This window comes from Niveispirillum lacus (genome assembly GCF_002251795.1).
GTDB lineage: Bacteria > Pseudomonadota > Alphaproteobacteria > Azospirillales > Azospirillaceae > Niveispirillum > Niveispirillum lacus.
This window is the reverse complement of sequence record NZ_NOXU01000022.1, coordinates 137368-162999: the sequence shown is the minus strand read 5'-3', so window position 1 is coordinate 162999 and position 25632 is coordinate 137368. Positions and strand designations below refer to the sequence as shown.

Annotated in this window: 25 protein-coding genes and 1 riboswitch; of the genes, 15 read left to right on the top strand and 10 right to left on the bottom strand. The window is 61.1% G+C overall.

The genetic code is table 11. The features are described 5' to 3' along the window. Positions 1–10 precede the first annotated feature (10 nt). From CHU95_RS04730 to CHU95_RS22025, 3 genes are read right to left on the bottom strand one after another with little or no spacing between them, the layout of a single operon-like run. Positions 11–925 carry an ABC transporter permease subunit gene (locus CHU95_RS04730; RefSeq protein ID WP_094454206.1) on the bottom strand — a complete coding sequence of 305 codons (915 nt, stop codon included), beginning with the start codon at positions 923–925 and terminating at the stop codon, positions 11–13. Positions 926–941: 16 nt separating this feature from the next. After that, a complete protein-coding gene (gene oppB / locus CHU95_RS04725) occupies positions 942–1913 on the bottom strand; it encodes an oligopeptide ABC transporter permease OppB (protein ID WP_281255148.1) in 972 nt (323 codons plus the stop codon). Positions 1914–1969: 56 nt separating this feature from the next. Then, entirely contained in the window at positions 1970–2242 is a 273-nt protein-coding gene (locus CHU95_RS22025) for a hypothetical protein (RefSeq protein WP_165771997.1), read from the bottom strand. Between the two features lie 380 nt (positions 2243–2622). On the opposite strand from CHU95_RS22025, the gene acnA reads away from it, so the two are divergent. Beyond that, positions 2623–5328 (top strand): aconitate hydratase AcnA, encoded by a 2706-nt coding sequence (gene acnA, locus CHU95_RS04715; RefSeq protein WP_094454202.1) that lies wholly within the window; start codon positions 2623–2625, stop codon positions 5326–5328. A 301-nt stretch (positions 5329–5629) separates the two neighbouring features. On the opposite strand, the gene CHU95_RS04710 is transcribed toward acnA, so the two are convergent. Both CHU95_RS04710 and CHU95_RS04705 read right to left on the bottom strand, forming a co-directional pair. Continuing rightward, complete coding sequence (locus CHU95_RS04710; protein WP_094454200.1) at positions 5630–6121, bottom strand: DUF4411 family protein; 492 nt, start codon at positions 6119–6121, stop codon at positions 5630–5632. A gap of 2 nt (positions 6122–6123) precedes the next feature. Beyond that, a complete protein-coding gene (locus tag CHU95_RS04705) occupies positions 6124–7380 on the bottom strand; it encodes an XRE family transcriptional regulator (RefSeq protein WP_094454198.1) in 1257 nt (418 codons plus the stop codon). Positions 7381–7826: 446 nt separating this feature from the next. On the opposite strand from CHU95_RS04705, the gene CHU95_RS04700 reads away from it, so the two are divergent. The 8 genes from CHU95_RS04700 (at position 7827) to CHU95_RS04665 (ending at position 15848) form a co-directional block, all read left to right on the top strand. Next, positions 7827–8039, top strand: coding sequence for an AbrB/MazE/SpoVT family DNA-binding domain-containing protein (locus CHU95_RS04700; protein WP_094454196.1), 213 nt, complete (start codon positions 7827–7829; stop codon positions 8037–8039). Further along, the gene (locus CHU95_RS04695) at positions 8039–8428 is read left to right on the top strand and encodes a type II toxin-antitoxin system VapC family toxin (protein WP_094454195.1); all 390 of its coding nucleotides are present in this window, start codon (positions 8039–8041) and stop codon (positions 8426–8428) included. Before CHU95_RS04700 ends, CHU95_RS04695 begins: the two co-directional genes overlap by 1 nt. Beyond that, on the top strand, positions 8412–8675 hold the full coding sequence (locus tag CHU95_RS04690; protein WP_207762375.1) for a hypothetical protein: 264 nt from the start codon (positions 8412–8414) through the stop codon (positions 8673–8675). Before CHU95_RS04695 ends, CHU95_RS04690 begins: the two co-directional genes overlap by 17 nt. 492 nt (positions 8676–9167) lie before the next feature. Continuing rightward, positions 9168–11450 carry a methyl-accepting chemotaxis protein gene (locus CHU95_RS04685; protein ID WP_245837870.1) on the top strand — a complete coding sequence of 761 codons (2283 nt, stop codon included), beginning with the start codon at positions 9168–9170 and terminating at the stop codon, positions 11448–11450. Between the two features lie 188 nt (positions 11451–11638). Next, positions 11639–13276 carry a magnesium-protoporphyrin IX monomethyl ester anaerobic oxidative cyclase gene (gene bchE / locus CHU95_RS04680; protein WP_094454194.1) on the top strand — a complete coding sequence of 546 codons (1638 nt, stop codon included), beginning with the start codon at positions 11639–11641 and terminating at the stop codon, positions 13274–13276. Beyond that, positions 13254–13877 (top strand): bacteriochlorophyll 4-vinyl reductase, encoded by a 624-nt coding sequence (gene bchJ / locus CHU95_RS04675; RefSeq protein ID WP_207762374.1) that lies wholly within the window; start codon positions 13254–13256, stop codon positions 13875–13877. The genes bchE and bchJ overlap by 23 nt, the downstream gene beginning before the upstream one ends. A gap of 70 nt (positions 13878–13947) precedes the next feature. Next, the gene (locus CHU95_RS04670; protein ID WP_094454193.1) at positions 13948–14727 is read left to right on the top strand and encodes a glycosyltransferase family 2 protein; all 780 of its coding nucleotides are present in this window, start codon (positions 13948–13950) and stop codon (positions 14725–14727) included. 128 nt (positions 14728–14855) lie between these two features. Beyond that, positions 14856–15848 (top strand): TerC family protein, encoded by a 993-nt coding sequence (locus CHU95_RS04665; RefSeq protein ID WP_094454192.1) that lies wholly within the window; start codon positions 14856–14858, stop codon positions 15846–15848. Positions 15849–15908: 60 nt separating this feature from the next. On the opposite strand, the gene CHU95_RS04660 is transcribed toward CHU95_RS04665, so the two are convergent. Both CHU95_RS04660 and mutY read right to left on the bottom strand, forming a co-directional pair. After that, positions 15909–16592 (bottom strand): DUF1194 domain-containing protein, encoded by a 684-nt coding sequence (locus tag CHU95_RS04660; RefSeq protein ID WP_094454191.1) that lies wholly within the window; start codon positions 16590–16592, stop codon positions 15909–15911. 26 nt (positions 16593–16618) lie between these two features. Further along, positions 16619–17740 (bottom strand): A/G-specific adenine glycosylase, encoded by a 1122-nt coding sequence (gene mutY / locus CHU95_RS04655; RefSeq protein ID WP_094454189.1) that lies wholly within the window; start codon positions 17738–17740, stop codon positions 16619–16621. Between mutY and CHU95_RS04650 the strand changes: the two genes are divergently transcribed. Further along, on the top strand, positions 17739–18212 hold the full coding sequence (locus CHU95_RS04650; RefSeq protein ID WP_094454187.1) for a DUF721 domain-containing protein: 474 nt from the start codon (positions 17739–17741) through the stop codon (positions 18210–18212). The two genes, mutY and CHU95_RS04650, sit on opposite strands and share 2 nt — an antisense overlap. 64 nt (positions 18213–18276) lie before the next feature. Here the strand turns inward: CHU95_RS04650 and ahpD are convergent, their stop codons facing one another. Both ahpD and CHU95_RS04640 read right to left on the bottom strand, forming a co-directional pair. Next, complete coding sequence (gene ahpD / locus CHU95_RS04645) at positions 18277–18810, bottom strand: alkylhydroperoxidase, AhpD family (RefSeq protein ID WP_094454185.1); 534 nt, start codon at positions 18808–18810, stop codon at positions 18277–18279. A 358-nt stretch (positions 18811–19168) separates the two neighbouring features. Beyond that, complete coding sequence (locus CHU95_RS04640; RefSeq protein WP_094454183.1) at positions 19169–19708, bottom strand: peroxiredoxin; 540 nt, start codon at positions 19706–19708, stop codon at positions 19169–19171. Between the two features lie 152 nt (positions 19709–19860). Between CHU95_RS04640 and CHU95_RS04635 the strand changes: the two genes are divergently transcribed. From CHU95_RS04635 to CHU95_RS04625, 3 genes are all read left to right on the top strand, one after another. Then, the gene (locus CHU95_RS04635) at positions 19861–20781 is read left to right on the top strand and encodes a LysR substrate-binding domain-containing protein (protein WP_207762373.1); all 921 of its coding nucleotides are present in this window, start codon (positions 19861–19863) and stop codon (positions 20779–20781) included. Positions 20782–20866: 85 nt separating this feature from the next. Continuing rightward, a complete protein-coding gene (locus CHU95_RS04630; protein ID WP_094454181.1) occupies positions 20867–21235 on the top strand; it encodes a hypothetical protein in 369 nt (122 codons plus the stop codon). Between the two features lie 329 nt (positions 21236–21564). After that, positions 21565–22236, top strand: coding sequence for a TerC family protein (locus CHU95_RS04625; protein WP_207762372.1), 672 nt, complete (start codon positions 21565–21567; stop codon positions 22234–22236). Positions 22237–22408: 172 nt separating this feature from the next. On the opposite strand, the gene ispH is transcribed toward CHU95_RS04625, so the two are convergent. Continuing rightward, a complete protein-coding gene (gene ispH / locus CHU95_RS04620; RefSeq protein WP_094454179.1) occupies positions 22409–23377 on the bottom strand; it encodes a 4-hydroxy-3-methylbut-2-enyl diphosphate reductase in 969 nt (322 codons plus the stop codon). A 163-nt stretch (positions 23378–23540) separates the two neighbouring features. Here ispH and CHU95_RS04615 point away from each other — a divergent pair, with 163 nt between their 5' ends. Both CHU95_RS04615 and gcvT read left to right on the top strand, forming a co-directional pair. Next, positions 23541–24083 carry a hypothetical protein gene (locus CHU95_RS04615; RefSeq protein WP_133065427.1) on the top strand — a complete coding sequence of 181 codons (543 nt, stop codon included), beginning with the start codon at positions 23541–23543 and terminating at the stop codon, positions 24081–24083. 93 nt (positions 24084–24176) lie between these two features. Then, positions 24177–24275, top strand: a riboswitch (glycine riboswitch). A gap of 173 nt (positions 24276–24448) precedes the next feature. Beyond that, on the top strand, positions 24449–25567 hold the full coding sequence (gene gcvT, locus CHU95_RS04610; protein WP_094454175.1) for a glycine cleavage system aminomethyltransferase GcvT: 1119 nt from the start codon (positions 24449–24451) through the stop codon (positions 25565–25567). Positions 25568–25632: the final 65 nt, after the last annotated feature.

Below are 25632 nucleotides of genomic sequence, written 5' to 3'. Positions count from 1 at the left end.
GTCCGTTCCCTTAGCGGTCCTTCGGGTCCAGCGCGTCGCGCAGACCGTCACCGATGAAATTGAAGCAGAACAGGGTCACGGCCAGGAACACGGCCGGGAAAATCAGCATGTGCGGGGCATTTTCCATCTGGGCGGCCCCTTCGGAGATCAGCACGCCCCAGCTCGTCATCGGCTCCTGCACGCCCAATCCCAGGAAGGACAGGAAGCTTTCCACCAGGATCACCACCGGCACCAGCAAGGTCACGAACACGATGACGGGGCCGATAACGTTGGGGATGATATGGCGCAGGATGATGTTGGGCGTGGACACGCCCGCGGCGCGGGCCGCCTCGATATATTCCTTGCGCTTCACCGACAGGGTCTGGCCGCGCACGATACGCGCCATGGTCAGCCATTCGACACAGCCGATGGCGGCAAACACCAGAATGATGTGCCGGCCGAACACCACCACCAGGATGATGACGAAGAACATCAGCGGCATGGAGTACAGCACGTCGACAATGCGCATCATGATGCTGTCGATGCGCCCACCGAAATAGCCGGCGATGGCGCCATAGATCACCCCGATCACCAGGGCGACCAGCGTGGTGACAACACCGACAGCCAGCGACACCTTGGCGCCATAGAGTGTGCGGATGAACAGGTCACGGCCGTTGGCATCGGTGCCGAACCAGTGGCTGCCCTCCAGTTGCGGGCCAACGCCGATATAGTCCCAATAGACCTCGTCATAGGCATGGGGGCTGAGGAAATCCGCAAAGATCGCCATAAAGGTGATGATACCCAGCACGATCATGCTGGCTACCGCCATCTTGTTGGCAAACAGGCGACGGCGGGCATCCTGCCACAGGGACCGACCCTGCACATCCTCGCCCGCCTTTTCGATCAGCGCCGCACGCTTGGCGCTACCGGTGATGTCTTGAACCATGGGGGCTTCCAATCTCTCAGTCATACCGGACGCGCGGGTCCATGAGGCCATAGACCAGATCGACAACCAAGTTCATCAGCACGATCAGGCTGCCATAGGTGATGACGGTGCCCATCACCAGCGTGTAGTCGCGGTTGATCGCACCCTGCACAAAGTAACGCCCGATGCCGGGCAGGCCGAAAATCTGCTCAATCACCACCGACCCCGTCACCAGACCGGCGATGGCCGGTCCCAGATAGGAGACGACTGGCAGCAGGGCGGCCCGCAGCGTGTGGCGCGTGATGATCAGATGTTCGGGCAGGCCCTTGGCATGGGCAGTGCGCACAAAGTTGGAGCGCAGCACCTCCACCATGCCACCGCGCGTCAGCCGGCTGATAATGGCGATCTGCGGCAGGGCCAGCGCAATCACCGGCAGCACCAGATTGCGGAACGACCCATCCCCCAGACCCGCGACCGGCAATAAGCCCAGATAGATGCCGAACACCAGGGTCAGCAGCGGCGCCATCACGAAATTGGGGATGGTGATCCCCACCATGGCCACCCCCATGATCGAATAATCGGTCTTGGTGTTCTGGCGCATGGCGGCCAGGATGCCCAGCGTGCAGCCGATGATCACCGCCAGCGTGATGGCCGACAGGCCCAGCTTCAGCGACACGGGGAACCCCGTCCCGATCAGCTCGGAAACCGAGAAATCCTTATAGGTGAAAGAGGGGCCGAAATCGCCCTGCACCGCATTGGCAAGATAGATCAGGAACTGCTGCCACACGGGCTTGTCCAGATTATAGGCCGCCTTCAGGTTCGCCTCGATCTCCGGCGGCAGGACACGCTCGCTGTCGAACGGGCCTCCCGGTGCCGAATGCATCAGGAAGAATGACAAGGCGACGATCACCAGCAATGTCGGGATCGCTTCCAGCAGGCGCCGGACAGTGTAAGACAGCATCGACAGGGTCCCTCCATCGCGCCTCGGTTCCCGCATGGTATCTGCCATGCAACGAACGCATCCCGCGCGGACGGCATGACATCTCTGTGAAAAAAGCCTCCCTGTCAACCACGCCACATCAAAAGAGTGATTATTTCAAAACTGGCGGTACGGGCGGGAGATTTACCAATCTCCATGACCGGGTTGAGAAATTTTTGGGCGGTTTCGCCGCGTGCGATGCGGTGCGGTACATATCTCAGAGCATGCTGCATGTCAGGAACGCTGCGCTGTTTGACGACGGCGATGACCGCCATCACGGGGTTGCGCTTGAAGTCTGTCAGCCAGCCCGGCGGCGTCACCCGGCACGCGGTCATCGCACCTTTGAACCTGTCGATCACGGCGGCGGCCACCATCCTGGGCCTGACGCGCGCAGCCATATCAAAGGCTGCTGAACGAGCGCATGCCGAACAGTTACGACATCGCCCAGGCCCGATGTCGGGAAGCCGAGATCACAGTGGAACGCTATGCACCGATGGCCAGGGTTACGGGTGCGCCGGACGTCTAATTAAGATCGTTTCGCAACAAGCCGCAAATACAGCCTGATCTGTACAAAAATCGGGGGCTGATCCCTCCATCCTGCCCTTTCCCCGCACCGCAAAAAGCGCTAAACCACGCTCCGAAAAGCCATCCTGGCAGATCAACGGTCCCGGACGCTGGAGCCGGGGCGAGTAGGGTCTGCCATTTACCCCCGCGACCCCGTTGGAGGAGTCACCCCCCGATGTCCACGTTCACCGGCCAAGACAGCCTGAAGACCCGCCGCACGCTTTCCGTCGGCGGCAAGTCCGTTGATTATTTCAGCATTCCCGAAGCGGAGAAGGCCGGTCTGGGCGACGTATCGCGCCTGCCCTTCTCGATGAAGGTGCTGCTGGAAAACCTGCTGCGCTTTGAAGATGGGCGCACGGTGAGCGTGGACGACGTGAAGGCCGTCGCCCAGTGGCTGGTCGACAAACGTTCCGACCGCGAGATCGCCTATCGCCCGGCCCGCGTGCTGATGCAGGATTTCACCGGCGTTCCCGCCGTCTGCGATCTGGCCGCGATGCGCGAGGCGATGGTGGCGCTGGGTGGCGACCCGACCAAGATCAACCCGCTGACCCCCGTTGATCTGGTCATCGACCATTCGGTGATGGTGGACAGCTTTGGCACGCCCAAGGCCTTTGACGAGAATGTCGAGCTGGAATTCCAGCGCAACGGCGAGCGGTACGAGTTCCTGCGCTGGGGCCAGAAGGCGTTCAACAATTTCCGCGTGGTCCCGCCGGGCACCGGCATCTGCCATCAGGTGAACCTGGAATATCTGGCCCAGACCGTGTGGACGGATGTGGACCAGACCGGCGCCACCGTCGCCTATCCCGACACGCTGGTCGGCACCGACAGCCACACCACCATGGTCAACGGCATGGCCGTCCTGGGCTGGGGCGTGGGTGGGATCGAGGCGGAAGCCGCGATGCTGGGCCAGCCGATCTCGATGCTGATCCCGGAAGTGGTCGGCTTCAAGCTGACCGGCAAGCTGCGCGAGGGGGCGACCGCCACCGATCTGGTGCTGACCGTCACCCAGATGCTGCGCAAGAAGAAGGTGGTGGGCAAGTTTGTCGAGTTCTATGGCCCCGGCCTGGACGCGCTGACGCTCGCCGACCGTGCGACGATCGCCAACATGGCCCCGGAATATGGCGCCACCTGCGGCATTTTCCCGATCGACGCCGAGACCATCCGCTTCCTGCACTTCACGGGCCGCGACGCCGACCGCGTGGCGCTGGTGGAAGCATACGCCAAGGCCCAGGGCATGTGGCGCGATGCCTCCACGCCCGATCCGGTCTTCACCGATACGCTGGACCTGGATCTGGGTTCGGTGGAGCCGTCCCTGGCCGGGCCGAAGCGTCCGCAGGACCGGGTTTTGTTGTCCAACGTCACCAAGGAATTCGGCGAATTCCTGGCCACCGACGTGGGTGACCGCCCCGTCAGCCAGCCGACCGACGTGGCCGGTGCCGATTACAAGCTGGATCACGGCCATGTCGTGATCGCCGCCATCACGTCCTGCACCAACACCTCCAACCCGTCGGTGCTGTTTGCCGCCGGTCTGGTGGCCAAGAAGGCGGTGGAGCTGGGCCTGAAGACCAAGCCCTGGGTGAAGCCGTCGCTGGCCCCTGGGTCCCAGGTCGTGACCGACTATCTGAACGCCGCTGGCCTGACCCCGTATCTGGACCAGTTGGGCTTTAACCTGGTTGGCTATGGCTGCACCACCTGCATCGGCAATTCCGGCCCGCTGCCGGACCCGATTGCCGCCGCCGTGGATGCGGGCAAGCTGACGGTCGCGTCGGTCCTGTCCGGTAACCGCAATTTCGAAGGCCGCGTGTCGCCGCAGGTCCGCGCCAACTATCTGGCCTCCCCGCCGCTGGTCGTGGCCTATGCCCTGGCCGGTACGCTGCACCTGGATATCTCCAAGGACCCGATCGGCACCGGCAAGGATGGACAGCCCGTCTATCTGAAGGACATCTGGCCCACGAACAAGGAGATCGAGGACACGATCGCCCAGTTCCTGACCCGCGAAATGTTCGTCAGCCGCTATGCCAACGTGTTCTTAGGCCCGGAGCAGTGGCAGAAGATCAAGACCGTCGAAGGCATGACGTACAAGTGGGACGACAAGTCGACCTACGCCAAGCGTCCGCCGCTGTTTGACGGCATCACCATGACGCCGGGTTCTGTGTCCGATGTGAAGGGCGCCCGCGCGCTCGCCATCCTGGGTGACAGCATCACCACCGACCATATCTCGCCCGCTGGTAACATCAAGAAGACCAGCCCCGCCGGTGAATATCTGCTGGAAAACGGCGTGATCGTCGCTGACTTCAACAGCTACGGCGCCCGTCGTGGCAACCATGAAGTCATGATGCGCGGCACCTTCGCCAATATCCGCATCAAGAACGAGATGCTGGACGGTGTCGAAGGCGGCCTGACCAAGTATGTGCCGACCGGCGAAGTGATGCCGATCTATAACGCGTCGATGAAGTATCAGGCCGAGGGCACGCCGCTGGTGGTGTTCGCCGGTCAGGAATATGGCACCGGCTCCTCGCGTGACTGGGCCGCCAAGGGCACCCGCCTGCTGGGCGTCTCCGCCGTCATCGCCGAAAGCTTTGAGCGTATCCACCGCTCCAATCTGGTCGGCATGGGCATCCTGCCGCTTCAGTACCCGGCCGGTGTGAACCGCAAGACGCTGAAGCTGGACGGCACCGAGACCTTCGACATCGAAGGTGTGGAAGCCGGCCTGAAGCCGCGCATGGACCTGAAGCTGACCATCACCCGCGGCGACGGGTCGAAGGAAGTCGTCAACCTGCTCTGCCGTATCGATACGCTGGACGAGGTCGACTACTTCAAGAATGGCGGCATCCTGCAATACGTGCTGCGCAACCTCGCGGCCCCGGCGGCGGCGGAGTAAGGCTTGTTGCTACGCCCATCGCCGGGATGACCCGGCAGTGGGGTGGAATAAAGAAAAGGCCCGGTGGAGCGATCCGCCGGGCTTTTTTATTGGGCGATGGGGGCTGGTGTGCGCTCCGTTTCGGACATACGGCCGGAAATAGATATTCCCGATCACTGTCATTCAATAGCCGATCATGTGGTGCGACAGCCGCTCCGTGGAGCAAATTGCAATGAGCAGATCAATCATATTTTCAAAAAAGAGAACATACTTAATGTCTTACTAATTAAATGATTGTTGTAGGGGCGCATCGGGATGCTGATTATTTTGTACTTGTGTTGAAATTCATGGCACGGAAGAATTCAAAATCCTTCATCCATGCGGCGCCAACCGAGTTACAAACATCTGGGACCTTCCGGTTTGCACGCTGTTTACTAGGTTTCGACACTTCCTTGGTGACAACCACCCGGTCGGCTGTCACTAACGCATACGAGATAAGAAATGGATCCCGACCGACCATTTCCAATTCGCTATCGGTCAAATCCGGGGCATAGCCAATGGACAAGACTTTGTGGAGCAAGTCCTTGGATACTTGCTCATCCAATATCAATTTTTTCTTCGCCTCGGCTTCACATATCCAGTCTTTCAAAGGGCCGTTCGAAATCGCGATTTCATCGTGTATCTCAAACGGCATTTTTACATGTCCAGCATCGGCAACCTTTAAAAGCCAATCCCAGAACTGCGGCACGCGGTCGATGGGATAGTAATCTTCGTGGGCACGGATAAGCACGTTTGCGTCGAGAAGGTAGAGCAAGACTATCTCCTCGTCTCAATGAAGATAGCACCACGACCGGCCTCGAAGCGGCGCAGGAGAGGCTCGACCGCAGTGGGTTTGACACCGAGAACCTTTGCAGCCTTGGTGTGCGTGAGGAGGTTATCCCTTAGTGTCCTCTGGACGATACCTATCAGGGCATTACCAAGTTTGTGCTGTTTAATCACGTAGTAGGATGGGCCGCCTTCATTTTCCTTGGTCTTGGCCTTTTCTTGGGCCTTGTTTGCTCGCCATCTGGCCGCGTAATCCGCGCTTAGTTGGCGGTATGTTACGCTGCTGATCCATCCCATCCGATGAAAGCGGTACGCAACCATGGGTTCGCTGACGCTCCATGTGTCGGCGATTCGGCCGATCACACGGTGCGCACCTTCTTTCCCGCCGACGGCCAGTCCGCTCGGGCGTTCCGCCAACGCTGCGGATGGGAGAAGCACCTCGCTGGCGACATCATTGCAAAATTGCTCTATCCGCCCCTTAGGCGTTGGATCGGCATCATCTTCTGCGCTTCCACTGACGCCGCTCTGACCAATCCAGATGTGTGTCAGCTCGTGGATAAGTGTAAAGGCTCGTGCAGCCCTGGCGTCCTGGTCATTGATGACGATAAAGGGAGCGACTTCGTCGGCTAAGGCAAATCCACGGAAAACGGAATCAGTTAGAGCTGAATGGTGAGATCCCAGGTTACCGACAAGGAGGACGAAAACTCCGAGATGCTCACAGCGTGAGCGCAGGTCCTTGAACAGACTATCAGGTCCACCGGGGCGACCCTGTCCAGTCTCTGGCAGCCCCAGCGCATCATTGATTCTACGTGCGACCGAATGGACACCATCCGAGATACTCGCCGCCCCTACAAACTGTAGCCTGACCGCTTCATCCTCATCTTCTAGAAGGCTACGGACCATCTCCTGCCGGCCGCGAATATCACGCAGCAGAGCATCAAGGAGTGCATTCTCCCGATTGGAAATGCCAACCGAATGCGCGCGGAAATCCTCGCCACGCTCTCCTTTTGGGGGTGGAACGGCCATGTAAAACGTAATCAGCGGCCGACGGTACACAGCCGCGATTTTTACAAGCTGATTGCGAGTTGGACTTTTTACGCCAGTTTCGAATTCGATCAGCTTATCGCTGGCAGAGGCGGTCTCGGAAGGCAACAGACCGATCTTGTCGGCGGCATCGGCAATGCTTAGACCCGCGGACTCTCGTGCCCAGATGAGTATTTCAGGATTAATCCCTTCGCCGCGAGCCATTTTCCGTTCCCATTATCGCTATGCAGCACGACACTAATTTTCAACCGCCTTGTAAGACGCCTCCTGTCAGTCTACTTCCCATTATATCAAACGGGGAAGCATGCGGACAGAAGGCAATTGGATGGGGCGTGTCACAGATAAGATGGCTGGCGCGAGGCCCGTCATTTCAGATGGCTGTGTTTTCAGCCTTTACACCCCCGCGCCATAAACCCACCCGTCCGCTTCCGGCCCGAAATTGCCGTCGCCGGCGGCCGCGCGATTGCCCCTTAAAATCCGCTATTCCCACGCTTGTGACGGCTATGGCCCGCCTCTCTGCCCGCTTGTCGCCAGGTTAATCCGTGCGCCTTGCTCTACAAAGGCCGGAGGGCCCGACCAAACATGGCTGGCTTTGCCAGACCGGCGGATATATTCTTACCACGGTGCCATCGATATTCCGGAGGTATGAAATGGCGGCAACCGCCACCCTTTCGGCGAAGTTTCAGATATCCATCCCCAAGGCCGTTCGTGAGGAACAGCATTGGGAGGCCGGGCAGGAGTTCGTGTTCATTCCCAAGGGCAAGGGCGTTCTGGTGATGCCGGTGCCCGAGTTGGAGCAGCTTGCCGGCATCGCCAGAGGGGCCAGCAAGGAAGGCTATCGCGACCGGTCGGATCGTTATTGATGGCCGCGCCGATGCGGTTGGTCGATAGTTCGGCCTGGATCGAATGGCTGGTGGATAGTGACCTGGGCCGAAAGCTGGGGACGGCATTCCCGGACAAGGCCCACTGCATCGTCCCGACCATTGTGCAGCTTGAGCTGTCGAAGTGGCTGGTACGCGAACTGGGGGAAGATCAGGCCGATCAGGTGATTGCCTACACGCAGAAATGCGTGGTCGTGCCGCTGGATACCAGGATCGTGTTGCTGGCAGCGGAGATGCACCGACAGCACAGGCTGGCCACCGCCGACGCCGTGGTCTATGCCACTGCCCGCCAGCAAGGTGCGGAGTTGCTGACCTGTGATACGCATTTCAAAGGTCTGCCGGGCGTGGTCCTGTTTGCAAAGACAGCCTGAAGCCCGGCTGCGTCCGCCCCCTTCGGCAGACCGCCATCATTCCGCAGCCTTTACCTGCTATACTTCCCCCCTGCCCACCAAACTCCCCCTCTCCGTCTTCATCATCGCGCTGAACGCGGCCGACCGCATCGGCCCTGTGATCCTGGCCGTGCGCGACTGGGCGGACAAAGTGCTGGTGGTGGATAGCGGGCAGCAGCGACGGGACCCAGACGCGGGCCCGGTCGCTGGGTGCCACGATAATCCATAATGACTGGCCCGGCTATGGCCCACAGAAGCGCTTTGCCCCCCGGCACAATTACATCCGGCTTTATGATCGCCGCCATGGCCGTTTCGCCGACAGCGCCACGCATGACTGCGCCCGAACTGCTGACTTTACGGACGGGTTCTGCTACACTTTTCAGATCAATACCCGGCAGCCTTTTACCATTCGGAGTTGGCGGCTTTCGGAGTCCGAAAGGCGTGGGGGATGAAACACACCTCCATTATGTGTTGCATCCTGTTGCACGGATCGCGGGGCGATGCAGGCAGCCACGATCTGAACTCTCTGTCGGCGGGCGATACGCAGCCATATTTTTAAAAAAATGATGCTTTTTGTGTGCTGACTGCGCCCGATTATCGTCGCGCACCAAGGTCCCAGAGTTTTTTCAAAATAAATTTCGACGATTCCGTGTAACGGGCACTTCCACTTTCACGATGACGACTTACATAGCCTTATAACGGCTCCCCCACCCAACGGTTCATGATGTTAACGATTCTGCAAGCCTCGATTAAGGCCCGACTGGTCGGCGGGTTGATTGTCACCATCGTCCTGCTGGTTGGTATTGCCGGCATTGCCTTGTTGACCAAGCAACAATTGCGTCAACAGACATCCGACTATGTCGGCCTGGTCGCCGGCACCGACGATATCCAGGATATCGACTCCCGGATGTGGGCCATGCGCAACACGATCAATATCTGGCTGCGCACATTTGACCCGGCCATTCTGCCGCAGGTTGAACAACGTATCGCGGCGGTGGGGGCCGCAATTGATCAGATGGGGCGCAGCACCGACCCCGCCGTGGTGGCGGATCATGCCCGCATCGTTCAACTGTTCGCCGCGTACCGGCAGAACTGGACCAACGTGCAGGAATTTGTGGCCGAACGGACCAGCATTGTCGCCACATTGGACCGTACCGGTCCAGCGCTGCTGGCGGAAACCCAGGCCCTGGCGCGGGCCATGATGGCGGGCGGTAATGGCCGCGCGGCGACCGTGCTCAACCAGGCGGCCGACGATCTGCAACTGGGGCGGTTGACCGGGATGCGGTATCGCTCCACCAGTGCGGAAGCGGATATTCGCGCTGCGATGGAGGGGGTTGCGGCGGCGGTTGCCAAAATCACCGACATCCGGTCAGCCCTGCCTGAACCGTTCGGCCGTCGTTCTGCCGATCTGGTCGCGGGCATGAACACCTACCGCGATGGCTATCGCCGACTGGGGGAGATTCAGAGTTCGCGCAACACCGAGATGGTGGATTTTACCCGCAATGGTAACGCCATCACCGCGATCACAGAGGCCCAACGCGCCCGGTTCAGCACACAATCGGAAGAGGCTGAACGCTCCATTGCCAGCAGCATCAACCTGCTGTCCTGGATATTGATCGCGGTGGCGGCCGGCGGGGCCTTCCTGGTGACGCTGTTCAGTCTGCTGGTCGTGCGGTCGGTTTCGCGGACGGTGGGCGATGTCACCGGCAAGCTGGAAAGCCTGTCGGCCGGTGACACGGACATGACATTCCAGGAACTCCCGGGCAATGGCGATGTGGCCCGGCTCAACCGGTCCATGATCGGACTGCGCGCGTCCGTGGCCGAAGCCTACCGGCTGAAGCAGATGGCCGACGACATGCCGATCAATGTTATGCTTGCCGACCCGGCCACCGGCATCATCACCTATGCCAACAAAACCGCGCTGGAGACCTTGGACCGGATGCAAGCACACCTGCCGGTCAAGGCCGGTAGCGTGGTCGGTTCCGCGATTGACCTTTTCTACAAGGACCCGGCAACCCAGCGGTCGGTGATCGCGGATACGGCCCGCTTGCCGTGGACCACACGCCTGACGATCGGCCCGGACACCGTGTCCTTGCGGATCAACGCGGTCAATGATCGCAATGGCCGGTATGTGGCGGCGATGTTGAGCTGGTCGGTGATCACCCAGCAGGTCAGACTGGCCGATGATTTCGAGCGGAATGTGAAGCGTGTCGTGCAGGTTGTGGCCTCCTCTGCCACCAAGATGCAGACCGCGGCCGAAACAGTGTCGACGGCCGCCGATGACAGCGCACAGCAGACGGCGACCGTCGCGGCATCGGCGATGCAGGCATCGGCCAATGTGCAAACCGTGGCCAGCGCGGCGGAGGAGTTGGCGGCCTCCATCGCCGAAATCGGCCGCCAGGTGGAAACCAGTGCCCAGAAAGCATCGGCTGCCGTGGAACGGGCGCGGGCGACGGACGAGACGGTGAACGGTCTGGTCCTCGCCTCCCAGAAGATCGGCGCGGTGGTGGAGTTGATCACCAACATCGCCAACCAGACCAATCTGCTTGCCCTCAATGCCACGATCGAGGCGGCGCGGGCGGGTGAGGCCGGCAAGGGTTTTGCCGTTGTCGCCAACGAGGTCAAAAGCCTTGCCAACCAGACGGCCAAGGCAACCGGTGACATCGCGGCACAGGTCGACGCCATCCAGGCGATCAGCAACGATGCAGTCGAGGCCATCCGCGCCATCGGTCGCACCGTGGAAGATGTGAGTTCGATCTCTGCCCAGATTGCAGCGGCCGTTGAAGAGCAGAACGCCGCCACGGCAGAGATTGCCCGCAATGTTCAACAGGCGTCGGCTGGGACCAGTGACGTGACCATGGCCATTGACGGGGTGCAGAAAGCAACCTTCAGGACGGGGACAGCGTCCTCCCAGATGCTGGGGTCGGCGTCTGATCTCTCCGCCCAGGCTGAACGGCTGGGGAACGAGGTCGACCGGTTCCTGGCGACTGTTCGCGCGGCCTGACCCGCACGGGGCGGTCCGCCGGCGAAGGGGCGGGCCGCGTCACCCTGCGCATAATCCGGTTACCGACCACATCATTTACAGAACAACCCGTTGCCCGGCCAACAATTCCACACTTGATTCATGTCAATTACGATTGACGCTATGAGTGTCAGTCTCGATTGACAATCATTCGGGTGGGGGTTACGGCCATGCGTGTCCTGCTGTTGCATCCCAACTACCATTCGGGCGGGGCAGAAATTGCGGGCAACTGGCCGCCGGCCTGGGCGGCCTATCTGGCCGGTGCGTTGAAGCAGGCGGGCTTCACCGACGTCACCTTCATCGACGCCATGACCAACAATCTGAGCGATGATCAGGTGCGTGCCGTCCTGGCTGCCGAAAAGCCGGACCTGATCGGCGCCACCGCCATCACTCCGTCCATTTACAAGGCCGAACGGCTTCTGGAGATCGCCAAGGAGGTGCATCCCGGTGCGGTCACCGTTCTGGGCGGTATCCATGCCACCTTCATGTATCAGCAGGTCCTGACCGAGGCCCCCTGGATTGATGTGATCGTACGCGGTGAAGGAGAGGCCATCCTGGTCAATCTGTGCCGGACGATTGCGGAAGGCCGCTGGCCGACGGACCGCGCCACCATCAACGGTATCGCCTTCACCGATCGGGAAGCCGGCAAAATCGTCGCCACCCCATCAGAAGCGCCCATCGCTGATCTGGACACCATCAATCCGGACTGGGCGATTCTGGAATGGCCGAAATATCAGTACATTCCCATGGGTGTCCGGGTGGCCATTCCCAATATGGCACGCGGTTGCCCCTTCACGTGCAGCTTCTGCTCACAATGGAAATTCTGGCGCAATTACCGGGTCCGCGATCCGATCAAGGTGGTGGACGAAATCGAAACGCTGGTGCGTGACCATCAAGTCGGCTTCTTTATCCTGGCCGATGAGGAACCGACCATCCACCGCAAGAAATTCGTGGAATTCTGCGAAGAATTGGAACGACGCAAACTGCCGGTCCTGTGGGGCATCAATACCCGCGTCACCGACATTCTACGCGATGAGGCTCTGTTGCCGCTCTATCGCCGGGCCGGGCTGATCCATGTCTCCTTGGGCACGGAAGCCGCTGCGCAGTTGAAGCTGGAACGTTTCAACAAAGAAACCACCATCGCCCAGAACAAGAAAGCCATTGATCTGCTGCGCCGCAACGGCATCGTTGCCGAGGCACAGTTCATTGTCGGACTGGAGAACGAGACGGCAGAGACGCTGGAAGAAACCTATCGGATGGCGCTGGATTGGAATCCGGACATGGCCAACTGGGCCATGTATACGCCCTGGCCCTTTTCCGACCTGTTCAAGGAACTGGGCGACAAGGTCGAAATCTATGATTTCGAGAAATACAATTTCGTTACGCCGATCATCAAGCCGGAGGCGATGGAGCGGTCCGAACTGCTGGACCGGGTCATGAACAATTACCGGCGCTTCTATCTGCGCAAGACCTTCCTGCATTATCCGTGGATCAGGGACAAGACCAAGCGCCGCTACATGCTGGGATGCCTGAAGGCCTTCATGAAGAGCGGGTTTGAGCGGAAATTCTATGACCTTGGCCGTGTCGATTATTGGGGACCGCAATCAAAGGGCAAGGTCGATTTCAAGTTTGACCGTAACCGGGTGACGGTCGCCCTGCCGGAAGATGATGATTGGGAGGCGGCGGCCGACAAAGCGCGCAAGGCGCGCAAACGCAAAGCAGCGCGGGATGAGACCAGCGTTGCAATGGCCTGCGGCGGCGGCAAAGAACAACTGGCGGAGGACCATGTCGCACACGGCCATGATTGAGCGGAGGGTGCCGCTGTCAGCAACGGCGAAGATCGGCCCCAATGCCATCCTTCAACTTGTCGAAGCCGTCCGTACGGCGCATGGCGAGGGGGGGGTCACAGACCTGCTGAATGAGGCGGGGCTGGCGCCCTATCTGGACGCCTTGCGCGGTGTGATGGTGCCGGAACAGGAGGTCATCCGCCTGCACCATGCCGCCGTCCGGCGGTTTGGTCCGGCCGACGCGGCCCGACTGGCCCGTACTGCCGGCCGCCTGACGGGTGATTATCTTCTGGAGCGGCGTATCCCCGTTGCGGCGCAATGGCTGCTGAAGCGACTGCCGGCCAGGGTGGCCAGCCGGCTTCTGCTGTGGGCCGTGGCCAAACATGCCTGGACCTTTGCCGGGTCGGGGATTTTCGCCGTGGAGCAGGCTGCTCCCGCGATCATCACCATCCAGAACAGCCCTATGGGGCGTCACCGCTATGATGGGGTACCGGTTTGCGACTTCTATGTCGGTGCGTTTGAGCGATTGTACGAGGTGCTGATCCATCCGCAGGCACAAGCCCAAGAGACAGACTGCATTGCCGCCGGCGCACCCTTATGCCGGTTCCAGATCTACTGGTAATGGGTGCGCCTGTACAAACGCATCATCCGGACCTTGGCGGGGTGTCACATAGACGTGCTAACCTCTCTTCATGCCCGACAAACTTCCCCTTTCCGTCTTTATCATCGCCCTGAACGAGGCCGACCGGATCGGACCTGTCATCACGGCCGTCCGCGACTGGGTGGACGAGATAGTGGTGGTGGACAGCGGCAGCACCGATGGCACACAGGACGTGGCCCGTTCCCTGGGTGCCCACGTCATCCATCATGACTGGCCCGGCTATGGCCCGCAGAAGCGCTTTGCCGAGGAACAATGCCGACATGATTGGTTGCTGAATCTGGATGCGGATGAGGTACCGGCACCGGAACTGGAGGCAGCGATCCGTGCTCTGTTTGCAGACGGCCGAATGCCAGCCCATCAAGCCTATCGCATCCGCACGGTGATGGTTCTGCCGCATCAGCGGCGGCCCCACCGTTTTGCGCCGCGGCATAATTATATCCGCCTCTATGATCGCCGCCATGGCCGCTTCGCCAACAGCACCACCCATGACGCGGTGGAGATGCACAGTGGCTCTGTCAGGGCGCTGGCACCGATCATCATGCACTATTCCATCCGCAGCCATAGCGACCTGATCAACAAGCTGAACCGGTATTCCACCGCCCAGGCTGACGAGATTGTGTCGCGCGGCAAGGGGCGACGCTACGGCGCCCTGCGATCGGTGACCGAGTTCCCCATCAATCTGTTCCGTTACTTTTTCTTGAAAGGCTACTGGGTATTCGGTCTTTATGGCCTGGAACTGGCTGCCATCATTGCGTTTTTCCGATTTGCGCGCATCGCGAAGGTCAGAGAAATATTGCAGCGCACCTCTTGAAAGTCCGCACCAACGTGGTATATCAGCGCCATCCGGGCCCCTCTGGCAGCCAAGGCGTTGGCTGCGATGTCGGATAGAACCCTCGTCGCTGACGCAAGCACTCGGCTGATCTTTATGGAGGCACTCCGATGGAGTTTCTCGCTACGGTCATGCTTGAGCCGGTTCTGGGCAAGGCCCTCTGGCTCTGGCTGGTCTTTATCACAATTGTCATCGCCCTCCTGGTTTTTGACCTGGGCGTTCTGAACAAAGACGATCACGAAATCGGCGTGCGGGAGAGCCTTGTTCTCTCCGCCCTTTATATCGCCATTGCGGTGGCGTTTGGTGCCTGGGTCTGGTGGTATCTGGGCCCGACGCCGGGCATGCAGTATTTCACCGGCTTTGCGCTGGAAAAAGCGCTGGCCATGGATAACGTGTTCGTTATCTCGTTGATCTTCGGTTACTTCGCCATCCCCCGCTTGTACCAGCATCGGGTGCTGTTCTGGGGTATCCTGGGCGTGATTGTGCTGCGCGGCATCATGATCGGCCTCGGTGCCGCTTTGGTGACTGAGTTCGATTGGGTGCTGTACATCTTCGGCGGCTTCCTGATCCTGACTGGCGTGAAGATGCTGTTCATCGCGGACAAGGACGACAAGAAGCTGGACGACAATGCCATGGTCCGCTTCCTGCGCCGTCACATGCGCGTCACCAACGAACTGCATGGCAATGCGTTCTTTGTGAAGCAGCCCGATCCGAAGACCGGCAAGGTCGTGCGCTGGGCCACGCCACTGTTCCTGGCCTTGCTGATGGTTGAGTTTGCGGACGTCGTCTTCGCGGTAGACAGCGTGCCCGCCATCTTCGCCATCACGACGGACCCGTTCATTGTCTACACCAGCAACATCTTTGCTATCCTGGGTCTGCGCGCGCTGTACTTCGCGCTGGCCGCCATGGTCCACCGCTTCCACTATCTGAAATATGCGCTGGCTGTGGTGCTGGTGTTTATCGGCGGCAAGATCTTCTGGAACCAGATTTATGGCAAGCTGGACCCCGCCATCTCGCTGTCGGTGACCTTCGGTCTGCTGGCGGCAGGTGTGATCTACTCGCTGTACAAGACCCGCGGTCAATCGACCGAAAAGCAGGCCTGAACCTTTGGCTTGATCTGAAAGTAGATCGGGGCGGGTGTCAAAACCCGCCCCGTTTCTGTTTTACACCATCTCCGTCACCAGCTTCCCAAGCAGGACCGCAGCAAAGCTGCTCAGGTTGTCCGCAGTACGGACAAATGACCCCCGTCCAGCGATAACATTCTCGGCAAAGTATCCGTCCAACCAGTCATATTCGTTCAGAATGGCGAGGGCATTGACGGTCACATTGGCTCCGGCGGCATAGCCACGGGCCGAACGCGGATCAATGCCGGCATTGCTGAACCCGTTCGACACAATATCCAGGGTCCGTCTGTCGGTGCGGAAGGGCGCGGAGTCAAAAAGGGCAACGGCCTGAACGACCGCACTGCCCAGGGCCGTCGATCCGCCCATGAACACACCAGGGGCGGCATCAATGGTGGCCGCAAAATCCTCACAATCCTGGTCGGATTTCAGCACGCGCCACGGCACCAGTGTGGTCAACGTCTCCGGACCCGCAAATTGAACCAACATGACGGCGATGCCCTTGCTACCCGGACGGGAGACGGCTTGCGCGACGGCTCTGTGTCGGAAGGCGGCGGCATGGCCGCGGAGTTGAAAATCCAGCAGACCCCGGTCGATGCTGGCGGACGCATCAACGGCCATGACCAGGGCTGCCTCCACGGTCGGTTGGGCCGTGGAGGCCATGGCGGGGATGGCCGGCAGGGCTGCAAGACCCGCCATCAGGGAACGGCGTGTAACAGGTCTCATCTATGGGCTCAGGGCCTCCGCCCCCATCAACCATCTGCCCTTTGGTACAGGGCGTGACGCAATATCTTGATCATGACGGTGGGCAGTGCTTGCGCCTCCAACGCGTCCGGCGCCACCCACAGGAGATCTGCCCCGCCGCCAGCCCCGGCTGCCCGTCCGACCACCACCCTAATCTCGAACTCGAAATGGGTGAAAGTATGACGGACACTACCCGGCAGCAGTGTCCAATCGACGCCAGGCAACGGCGCATGTGAGCGTGCGGTGGCCAAGCTCGGCACCGGGCCCGCCTCCCACGGGGTCGTCGGAACCTCCATCATGCCACCCAGCAGCCCCTTTTCCGGCCGGCGGCGCAGGGCCACAAGCCCGCGAACATCGCTCAGGACAAAGGCCAGCGCCCGGCGCGTTGGCTTCGGGGCCTTGGCCGTCTTGGCGGGCAGATCTTCGGCGATCCCCTGCTTGCGGGCCTCACAGGCTGCTGTCCAAGGGCACAGAATGCAGCGCGGCTTGCGCGGAGCGCAAATGGTGGCCCCCAGGTCGAACAGAGCCTGGGTGTAATCGCCCGGCCGCCGGGCCGGCACCAACGCAGCGGCATGGGCGCGCAGAATGGGCTTTGATGCCGGCAACGGGTCAGTCACAGCACGCAGACGGGACATCACCCGCTCGACATTGCCATCCATGGCGGTGGCGGGCTTGTCAAAGGCGATGGCCAGGATGGCGGCTGCCGTATAGGCGCCAATGCCGGGCAGGGACAGCAGCCCTTCTTCGGTGTCCGGGAACCGCCCGCCATGCTGACTGGCCACGACGATGGCGCATTTATGTAGGTTGCGGGCCCGAGCATAGTAGCCAAGCCCCGCCCAGGCGCGCAGCACATCATCCAGATCGGCGGCGGCCAGATCCTTGACGGTTGGCCAGCGCCCCAGGAAGTTCTGGAAGTAAGGACCGACGGTGGCCACCGTCGTCTGCTGCAACATGATTTCCGACAACCAGACCCGGTAAGGGTCGGCCACTTCTCCCGGCGCAAAGCGCCACGGCAACACGCGCCGGTGTTGGTCGTACCAGCCCAGCAGCAGCCCGGGCAGGCCATCGGGCTGGTCAGCGGCTGCCTGATCTGCTTTGATACCGGCCTTCGGTGACAAACGGACAGCCATGAACAACCCCGGTGGTTTCGGCCCGCAACGCATTGGACGTACATTGAATGCCGTCGCCGGCAAGGCCCTTGGCAAGGACGGTATGGCCTTTGGCGCGCTTTTAACCGACTGGGCCGCCATCGTCGGCGGTCGTCTGGCTGAACAGACATCGCCCCAGAAACTGGCCTTCCCTGCCGGGCGGCGGGAGAATGCCGTGCTGCATGTGCGGGTGTCCAGCGCCGCGGCCCTGCTGGTCCAGCATGAAGAACCGCAGATCCTGGAACGGATCAATTCCTTCATGGGCTGGCGTGCCGTGGCGCGGCTGAAACTGGTGCATGCGGGGCCGGTTCTGCCGCAGAAGAACTACGCCATGAAACCCTTGAAGCGACTGGACCCTGTCAAGGAACGCGAACTGACAACTGCGGTCGCACCGATTGAAAATGACGAACTGCGCGCCGTTCTGGAACGGCTGGGCCGGGCGGTGGTGGGGTAACAAAATGCCCCGGCGACCTTGCGGCACCGGGGCATTTTCGCAGCCAAACCAACCTGTCGGACCGTTAAGCGGCCAGCGCGTCCTCTGCGTCCAGGACAGTGGCGACAGCGTGGATGACGGCAGCGATGCGAACCACATCCTGCACATTCTCCTTGGTGGCGCCCTTCTGGATCACTTCATGTTCGTGCGCGTCGATGCACATGCCGCAGCCATTCACGGCGCTGGCGGCCAGGGACCAAAGCTCAAAATCGACCTTGGAAGCGCCCGGATTGGCGATGATGTTCATGCGCAGGCGCGCCGGCATCTTGGAATATTCTTTATTATCGGCCAGATGCACGAAGCGGTAATAGATGTTGTTCATGCCCATGATGGCGCCGGCGGCCTTCGCGGCCGTCAGGTTCTGGGCATCCAGGTGGGCGCTGGCATCCGCCACGATGGCCTTTGTCACCTCGGCATTGCGGCTGGCATAGGCGGCGGCGATGGCAGTGCCCCAGGCCTGGAGCGGCGACAAGGAAGAGGTGGTCAGCACCGAGCCTAGGTTCAGCTTCAAATCCTTGGCATAATCGGGCAGGCGCGACTTCAGCGCGTCGATGGACATGGTTTCATCTCCGGTCGAGAGTGGACATGGCGTCGGGCGCGGCGCGGAAGGGCCGATGCGCGGGACGGTTGGTTATGTATTACTAACGATCAAAATTCTTGACCGTTAGTATCCGCGCCGACTGGCGCGGCGGCGGCCCATGCTGCCGAAACGTGAAATGCCGATGCGTCGGTATTTCAAGCCACTGGTGTAAGGTGCCGGCGCCCGTCAGCAGCGTGGGGGCCAGGACCAAGTCGGTCTTACGCCGAAATGGGGCCCCTTCGCCCGGGATTTGGGGGGAGGGCGAAGGGGAAAATGGGCGCCCCACAGGATCGGGGGGATCGGGACGCCCATCCGTCGGAGGTCAGCGATCGGGAGATCAGCCGACCTTCAGGACGTCCTCGCCCTTCTGCCAGTTGCAGGGGCACAGTTCGTCGGTCTGCAGAGCGTCCAGCGTACGCAGCACTTCCTGAACATTGCGACCGACCGACAGGTCATGAACGGAGGCGAAACGGATGATGCCTTCCGGATCGACAATGAAGGTGGCGCGCAGGGCCACGCCCTCGTTCTTGTCCAGAACACCAAGACCCGCGGACAGCTCACGCTTCACGTCGGCCAGCATCGGGAAGGGCAGATCCTTCAGATCGGCATGGTTCTGGCGCCAGGCCAGATGCACGAACTCGGTGTCGATCGACGCACCCAGAACCTGGGCGTCGCGGTCAGCGAAGTCACCGTTCAGCTTGCCGAAGGCAGCGATCTCGGTCGGGCACACAAAGGTGAAGTCCTTCGGCCAGAAGAAAACGACCAGCCACTTGCCCTTATAGGTGTCGTTATTGATCGTCGTGAAGGCGGACTTGATGTCCGTGGAGACGGTAGCCTTCAGGTCGAATGCGGGGAACTTATCGCCAACGGTCAGCATAGTGAGTAACTCCACTTTTTAGGTTGATTAATGGTGCGGTGCCATAAACAGACCCCTGCCGATACAGCTATCGGCCTGAGGCGTCACAGATATGTGGGTATCGCACCGCAAAATCCAATCGCATCTTCCGACTGCCGTCATAGGATGAACCAATGAACTCGGCGAACATCACTCTTCGGCAGTTGCGGTATCTGGTGGCCCTGGCTGACACGCTCCATTTCGGGCGTGCCGCGTCGGCATGCCATGTGTCGCAGCCTTCCTTGTCTGCGCAGATACAACAACTGGAAGAAATGCTAGGCGCAGCCCTGGTGGAGCGCACCAAACACCGCGTGCTGCTGACGCCTGCGGGCGAGGATGCGGTGGAACGGGCGCGGGTCATTCTGGGACAGGTGGACGATCTGTCGCAGGCCGTACGCGCCTCCGGCCTGCCCTTGTCGGGTACCCTGCGTCTGGGCGTCATCCCGACCAGCGGGCCTTATCTGCTGCCACGCGTGCTGCCGTCGCTGCGGGCCGCCTATCCAGAACTCAAGCTTTATCTGCGCGAAGACCTTACCGAACGGCTTTTGGAGCGACTGCGGGCCGGCGACCTGGATGCAGGGCTGCTGGCCTTGCCTGTCACAGAACCAGGGGTGGAGACGCTGCCGGTCTATAAAGAACCGTTCCTGGTCGCCATGCCACGCGGCCATCGACTGGATAACGCTGAGTCGGTGGAAGAGGGGGAGTTGAAGGAAGAAACCCTGCTTCTGCTTGAAGATGGGCATTGTTTCCGTGATCAGGCCCTGGATGTTTGTACGCTGTCTGGCGCAGCGGCAGGAGATGGCTTCGCAGCCACATCCTTGGCAACACTGGTAGAAATGGTGGCCGGCGGCTTGGGCCTGACCCTTCTGCCGGCGCTAGCAGCCCCATCACTGGCTGCCAATGATCAAATTGGGCTGCGACGTTTCGTAGAACCAGCACCGGCGCGCACCATGGCGCTGGTCTGGCGCCGGGGCAGCCCGCGCAGCGGCGATATCCGCCGACTGGCCGATATCATCACAAGGCACCTCCCCGATGGCGCGTCTCCTGTGCAGTAACCGCCTCTTGCCGTAGCGCCAGAGTACGCCCATTCTATGAACGAAACGTCCCCGGCGGTCGGGGCGGTCATCCGGGAAAAGACCTGTGACCTTTGATCGGTTGCTTGTCCTTTTGCTGAGCCTATCGTTCCTGCTGCTGGCACCGCCGGCGGCGGCGTTTGACCGTGTCCACGCACCGGTATCATCAGCCCTATCAGGACAGGCCGACCCCTGCCCATCACCGGCGCCCCTACCGCCTGCTGATGATACCGGGCTCTTCCTGCTGACAACCGTGCCGGAAGCACCGGCCCCCACCGGGACCGAAGACAGTAACGGCCAGGATGGCCTTTCCCTGCCGAAGTCCGCCACCCTGCCCGCCCTGCTGCTGGCTGGGATGGGCCCGTCATCGTTGGAAATGGTGGCCACCTGCCGGGGCCGCGCGTCCCCTTGGTCCACGGGCCCGCCCAGCGTCTGAGAGCACCGGAACCGGAACCGGGCTCAATCCAGTTGATTTTTGTTATCCGCCGAGAATCCATTCTATTCAAGAATGGAAACGATGAACTTTGCCTTCTCTCAAAGTAATCACTTTGCTCTTTATTTGACGAACTAAAAATAAAATTTGACATTTGCTTTTGCTTTACTCATGCTAATTGCGTCCTGTCATCATTCATGCAGGATCCAACTGCCAAGACTTCAAAACCCGCTCCTGCTCATCCAGGGGCGGGCTTTTTTCGTTATCCGTCGCCCGCAGTACATCTGCATGTTAAGAACGCCGCCGAATAAGGGGTGTGGGGGTAATCGCAAATGGAAATGTTTTTTGAAGTGTCGTTCTGGAACGCCTTATGGCAGGTGATCCTGATCGACATCGTACTGGCCGGCGACAATGCGATTGTTGTGGGGCTGGCAGCCGCGGGTGTCGCGGCGCACCACCGCGCAAAGGTTATCTTCTGGGGCATCGCTGCCGCGGTCGTGCTGCGCATCATTTTTGCGCTGCTGACAACACAACTCTTGGCTGTCGTCGGCCTGACGCTGGCAGGCGGTGTACTGCTGCTCTGGGTTTGCTGGAAAATGTGGCGGGAGATCCGCTCACACAATCAGGAAAATCTGGGCGCTGAAGTCGCGGACGAAGCAGTCAATCCCGGTGAAAGCAATCCCGGTGCTGAGGCTCTGCCGCCCGAAGGCACCAAAACTGTGCGCCAGGCAATTGTGCAGATCGTCATCGCCGACGTGTCGATGTCGCTGGACAATGTGCTGGCTGTGGCGGGCGCTGCGCACGAGCATCCGGAAGTGCTGATCCTGGGGCTGGCCCTGTCGGTAGCCTTCATGGGCGCCGCCGCGACGGCTATCGCCAAGCTGTTGGCGCGTTTCCACTGGATCGCTTATGTCGGCCTGGCCGTGATCTTCTATGTCGCGATCAAGATGATCATTGATGGCAGCGCGCAGGTGTTGCCCTACATGGCCCATCTGGCTGGTTGATCAAGCAGCACCGGCTTGGAAGAAGGCGCCACGGTCCAGCCGTCGGCGCCTTCTTTTTTTGACCAACCGCTGTTGGTCGTGGCCAATCCGGGGGAATTTTGTGTTCCAGCACCGGTCGGGCCACTGTCCGCCGGTCCTCCGCCGGCCAATGTCAGCGTGCAGTAGGTTGGTGTTATTCAGCCGCCAGCACACGCGGCAGTTTGAAGATCACATTTTCTGTGGCGGTGACGACTTCTTCCACTGTCACGGCGAACCGTTCGCGCAGCGCAATCAGCACCTCATCCACCAGCACCTCCGGTGCAGATGCCCCCGCCGTGATGCCAAGGGTACGGACTTTGGCCAAGCGATCCCAGTCGATCTGGGCGGCCCGCTGCACCAGCATGGCGCGGGTGCAGCCATGGGCACGTGCCACCTCCACCAATCGGACAGAGTTGGACGAATTTGGCGCCCCCAGCACCAGCAGCGCATCCGCGCGCGGGGCGATGGCCTTCACCGCCCCCTGGCGATTGGTGGTGGCATAGCAGATATCCTCCCGCTTCGGCCCCGCAATCGTGGGAAAACGGTCGCGTAGGGCATCGACGATGGTGCTGGTATCGTCCACCGACAAGGTGGTCTGGGTGGCGAAGGCCAGGTTGTCGGGATCATCGACCGTCAGGGTCGCTACATCCTCTACCGTCTCCACCAGTTTCACTGCGCCAGGCGGTAACTGGCCGATCGTGCCCACCACCTCTGGATGGCCGGCATGGCCGATCAGCAGGACCGTGCGCCCGGCCTCGTGATGATGCTCCGCCTCGCGATGCACCTTGGAGACGAGCGGACAGGTAGCATCCACATAGATCATGTTGCGGCGCTGCGCCTCGGCGGGGATCGCCTTGGGCACGCCATGGGCGGAGAAGACGACGGGCCGGTCATCCGGAACCTCGTCCAGTTCCTTGACGAACACCGCCCCCTTGGCCTCCAGGCTTTCCACCACAAAGCGGTTATGCACGATCTCATGCCGGACATAGACGGGGGCGCCGAATTTCTTCAGCGCCGTCTCTACGATCTGAATGGCACGGTCCACCCCGGCACAGAAGCCGCGGGGAGCGGCCAGCAGCACATGCAGCGGGGGAAGCGAGGAAACGGCATTATTCTCGGACATGATGATGGGAGTGTCCCTGTCGATACGTGTCAGCGTCGGGGCCCACGCTTGCGCGGCCGGATGCCCACCTATATTGTCGCAACCCGGCGTGTGGGAAGGTGCCATTCTTATGACATGGTCGCCGCCCATTCATGTCCCGGTAATGGAAGTGAACGGACATTTGATGACCAGCCCCATGATGACCACTCAGCCTGACCATAGCCCGGTTCCGGCCGCCAGGAAAGCCGCCCGCCGCATGACCCTGGCCGCGCTTGCCGGCATGGGTATGCTGACACTGGCCGGTTGCGCGGAAAATGACGCCATGGTGGCCGGTTGCCCCAACGTCGGCATTCTGCGCGATGCGGGCACCCTGCGCAGCGACCAGGGTGTCGCCATCCTGTCAGGTATCCTGGCCAATTGCGGCTATGATGACACGTCCGTCACCATCGCCGCTAATGTGGTGATTACGGGCCGCGCTAATGAGGGCGCCGCAGGTGGAACCATCCCCGTCACCTATTTCGTGGCCGTCACCGATCCGAACCGCAACATCATCTCCAAAAAGAGCTTCACCACCAGCGTGACGGTCGGTTCGCAAACGCAGGAGACCCTGACCCAGGTGATCCCTGTGCCAAAAACCATGGATGCCCGCTGGTTTGAGGTGCTGGTCGGGTTCCAGTTGACGCCCGAACAGGTGGCCGCCAACCGTAACGCCAACGAAGGCCGCTAGGCGCGGCGTTGGGTCACGTCGGCGCGGCATTGCCCTGCGTGACTTTGCATTGACAGCGACGCCGCAAAGCGTAGTTTGACGCCGATCAGCCGACGACCCCATGCGGGAGAGACTGGTTCCTGGTGACAGGGGCCAGCGCCGAAGGAGCAACCGCCCCCGGAAACTCTCAGGCAAAAGGACCGCGCAGGGTAGGCACATCTGGAAAGCAGGCGGGCTCAGGGACACCTGGGCCGACAGCCCACCGACGGAGTAAGTGGACGCCGAATGGCGCCGCGAATCTCTCAGGGGCCAGGACAGAGGGGGGCAACCGCCGCGGGGACGATCCCCGTGACGGGTGAAACCTGTCCTGATGGGAGTGCCCCGCCTTGGGTGACACCAGCCTGCTGCGTACGCCGCTTTATGATCTGCATGTGGCACGGGGCGCCAAGATGGTGCCGTTTGCCGGCTATGACATGCCGGTTCAGTATCCGCTGGGCGTGCTGAAGGAACATCTGCATACCCGTACCTGCGCCGGCCTGTTCGATGTGTCGCATATGGGGCAGGTCCGCCTGCGCGGTCCCAGCATTGATGCCACCATCCAGGCGCTGGAAGCGCTGGTGCCGGGCGATATCGCCGCCCTGGCGCCGGGCCGCATCCGCTACACCATGTTCACCAACGATACCGGCGGCATCCTGGATGATCTGATGGTCACGCGGTTTGAGGATCACCTCTATGTGGTGATCAATGCCGGCTGCAAGGCGGACGACCTGGCCCATCTGAAGGCCAAGCTGCCGGCCGATATCACCATCGACTATTTGGGCGATGATGCCGGCCTGCTGGCGCTGCAAGGCCCGGAAACGGCTGACATCCTGTCCCGCCTGCTGCCGGAAGCGGCGACGATGGGCTTCATGAGTGCGCGCACCGCAACCATCGACGGTATCCCGGTGCAGATCAGCCGGTCCGGCTATACTGGTGAGGATGGATACGAAATCAGCGTGGGTGCGGCGGATGCCGACAGGCTGGCCCGCCTGATCCTGGCCCAGGAGGGTGTGGAGGCGATTGGGCTGGGGGCGCGCGATTCGCTGCGTCTGGAAGCCGGCCTGTGCCTGTACGGCCACGATATCGACACCACCACCAACCCGGTAGAAGCGGCCCTGACCTGGACCATCTCCAAGCGCCGCAAGGCCGAGGGCGGGTTCCCCGGTGCGTCTGTGGTTCAGGCGCAACTGGCCAGCGGCCCTGCCCGCCGCCGCGTGGGCATCCTGCCCGAAGGCAAGGCCCCTGCCCGCGAACATACCGAAATCCAGGACCTATCCGGCAACCGCATCGGGGAGATCACCAGCGGCGGCTTTGGCCCCACCGCCGGCGGCCCCGTCGCCATGGGCTATGTCGATGCCGGTTCCGCCGCCGTCGGCACCCCGGTCCAACTGATTGTGCGCGGCAAGGCGCTGCCGGCCAAGGTGGCCGCGATGCCGTTTGCACCGCACCGTTATTTCAAGGGGTAAGGTTACACCCCCTTCGTCATCCCCGCGAAAGCGGGGACCCAGTGTAAGCGGCGTCTGCCGCGACA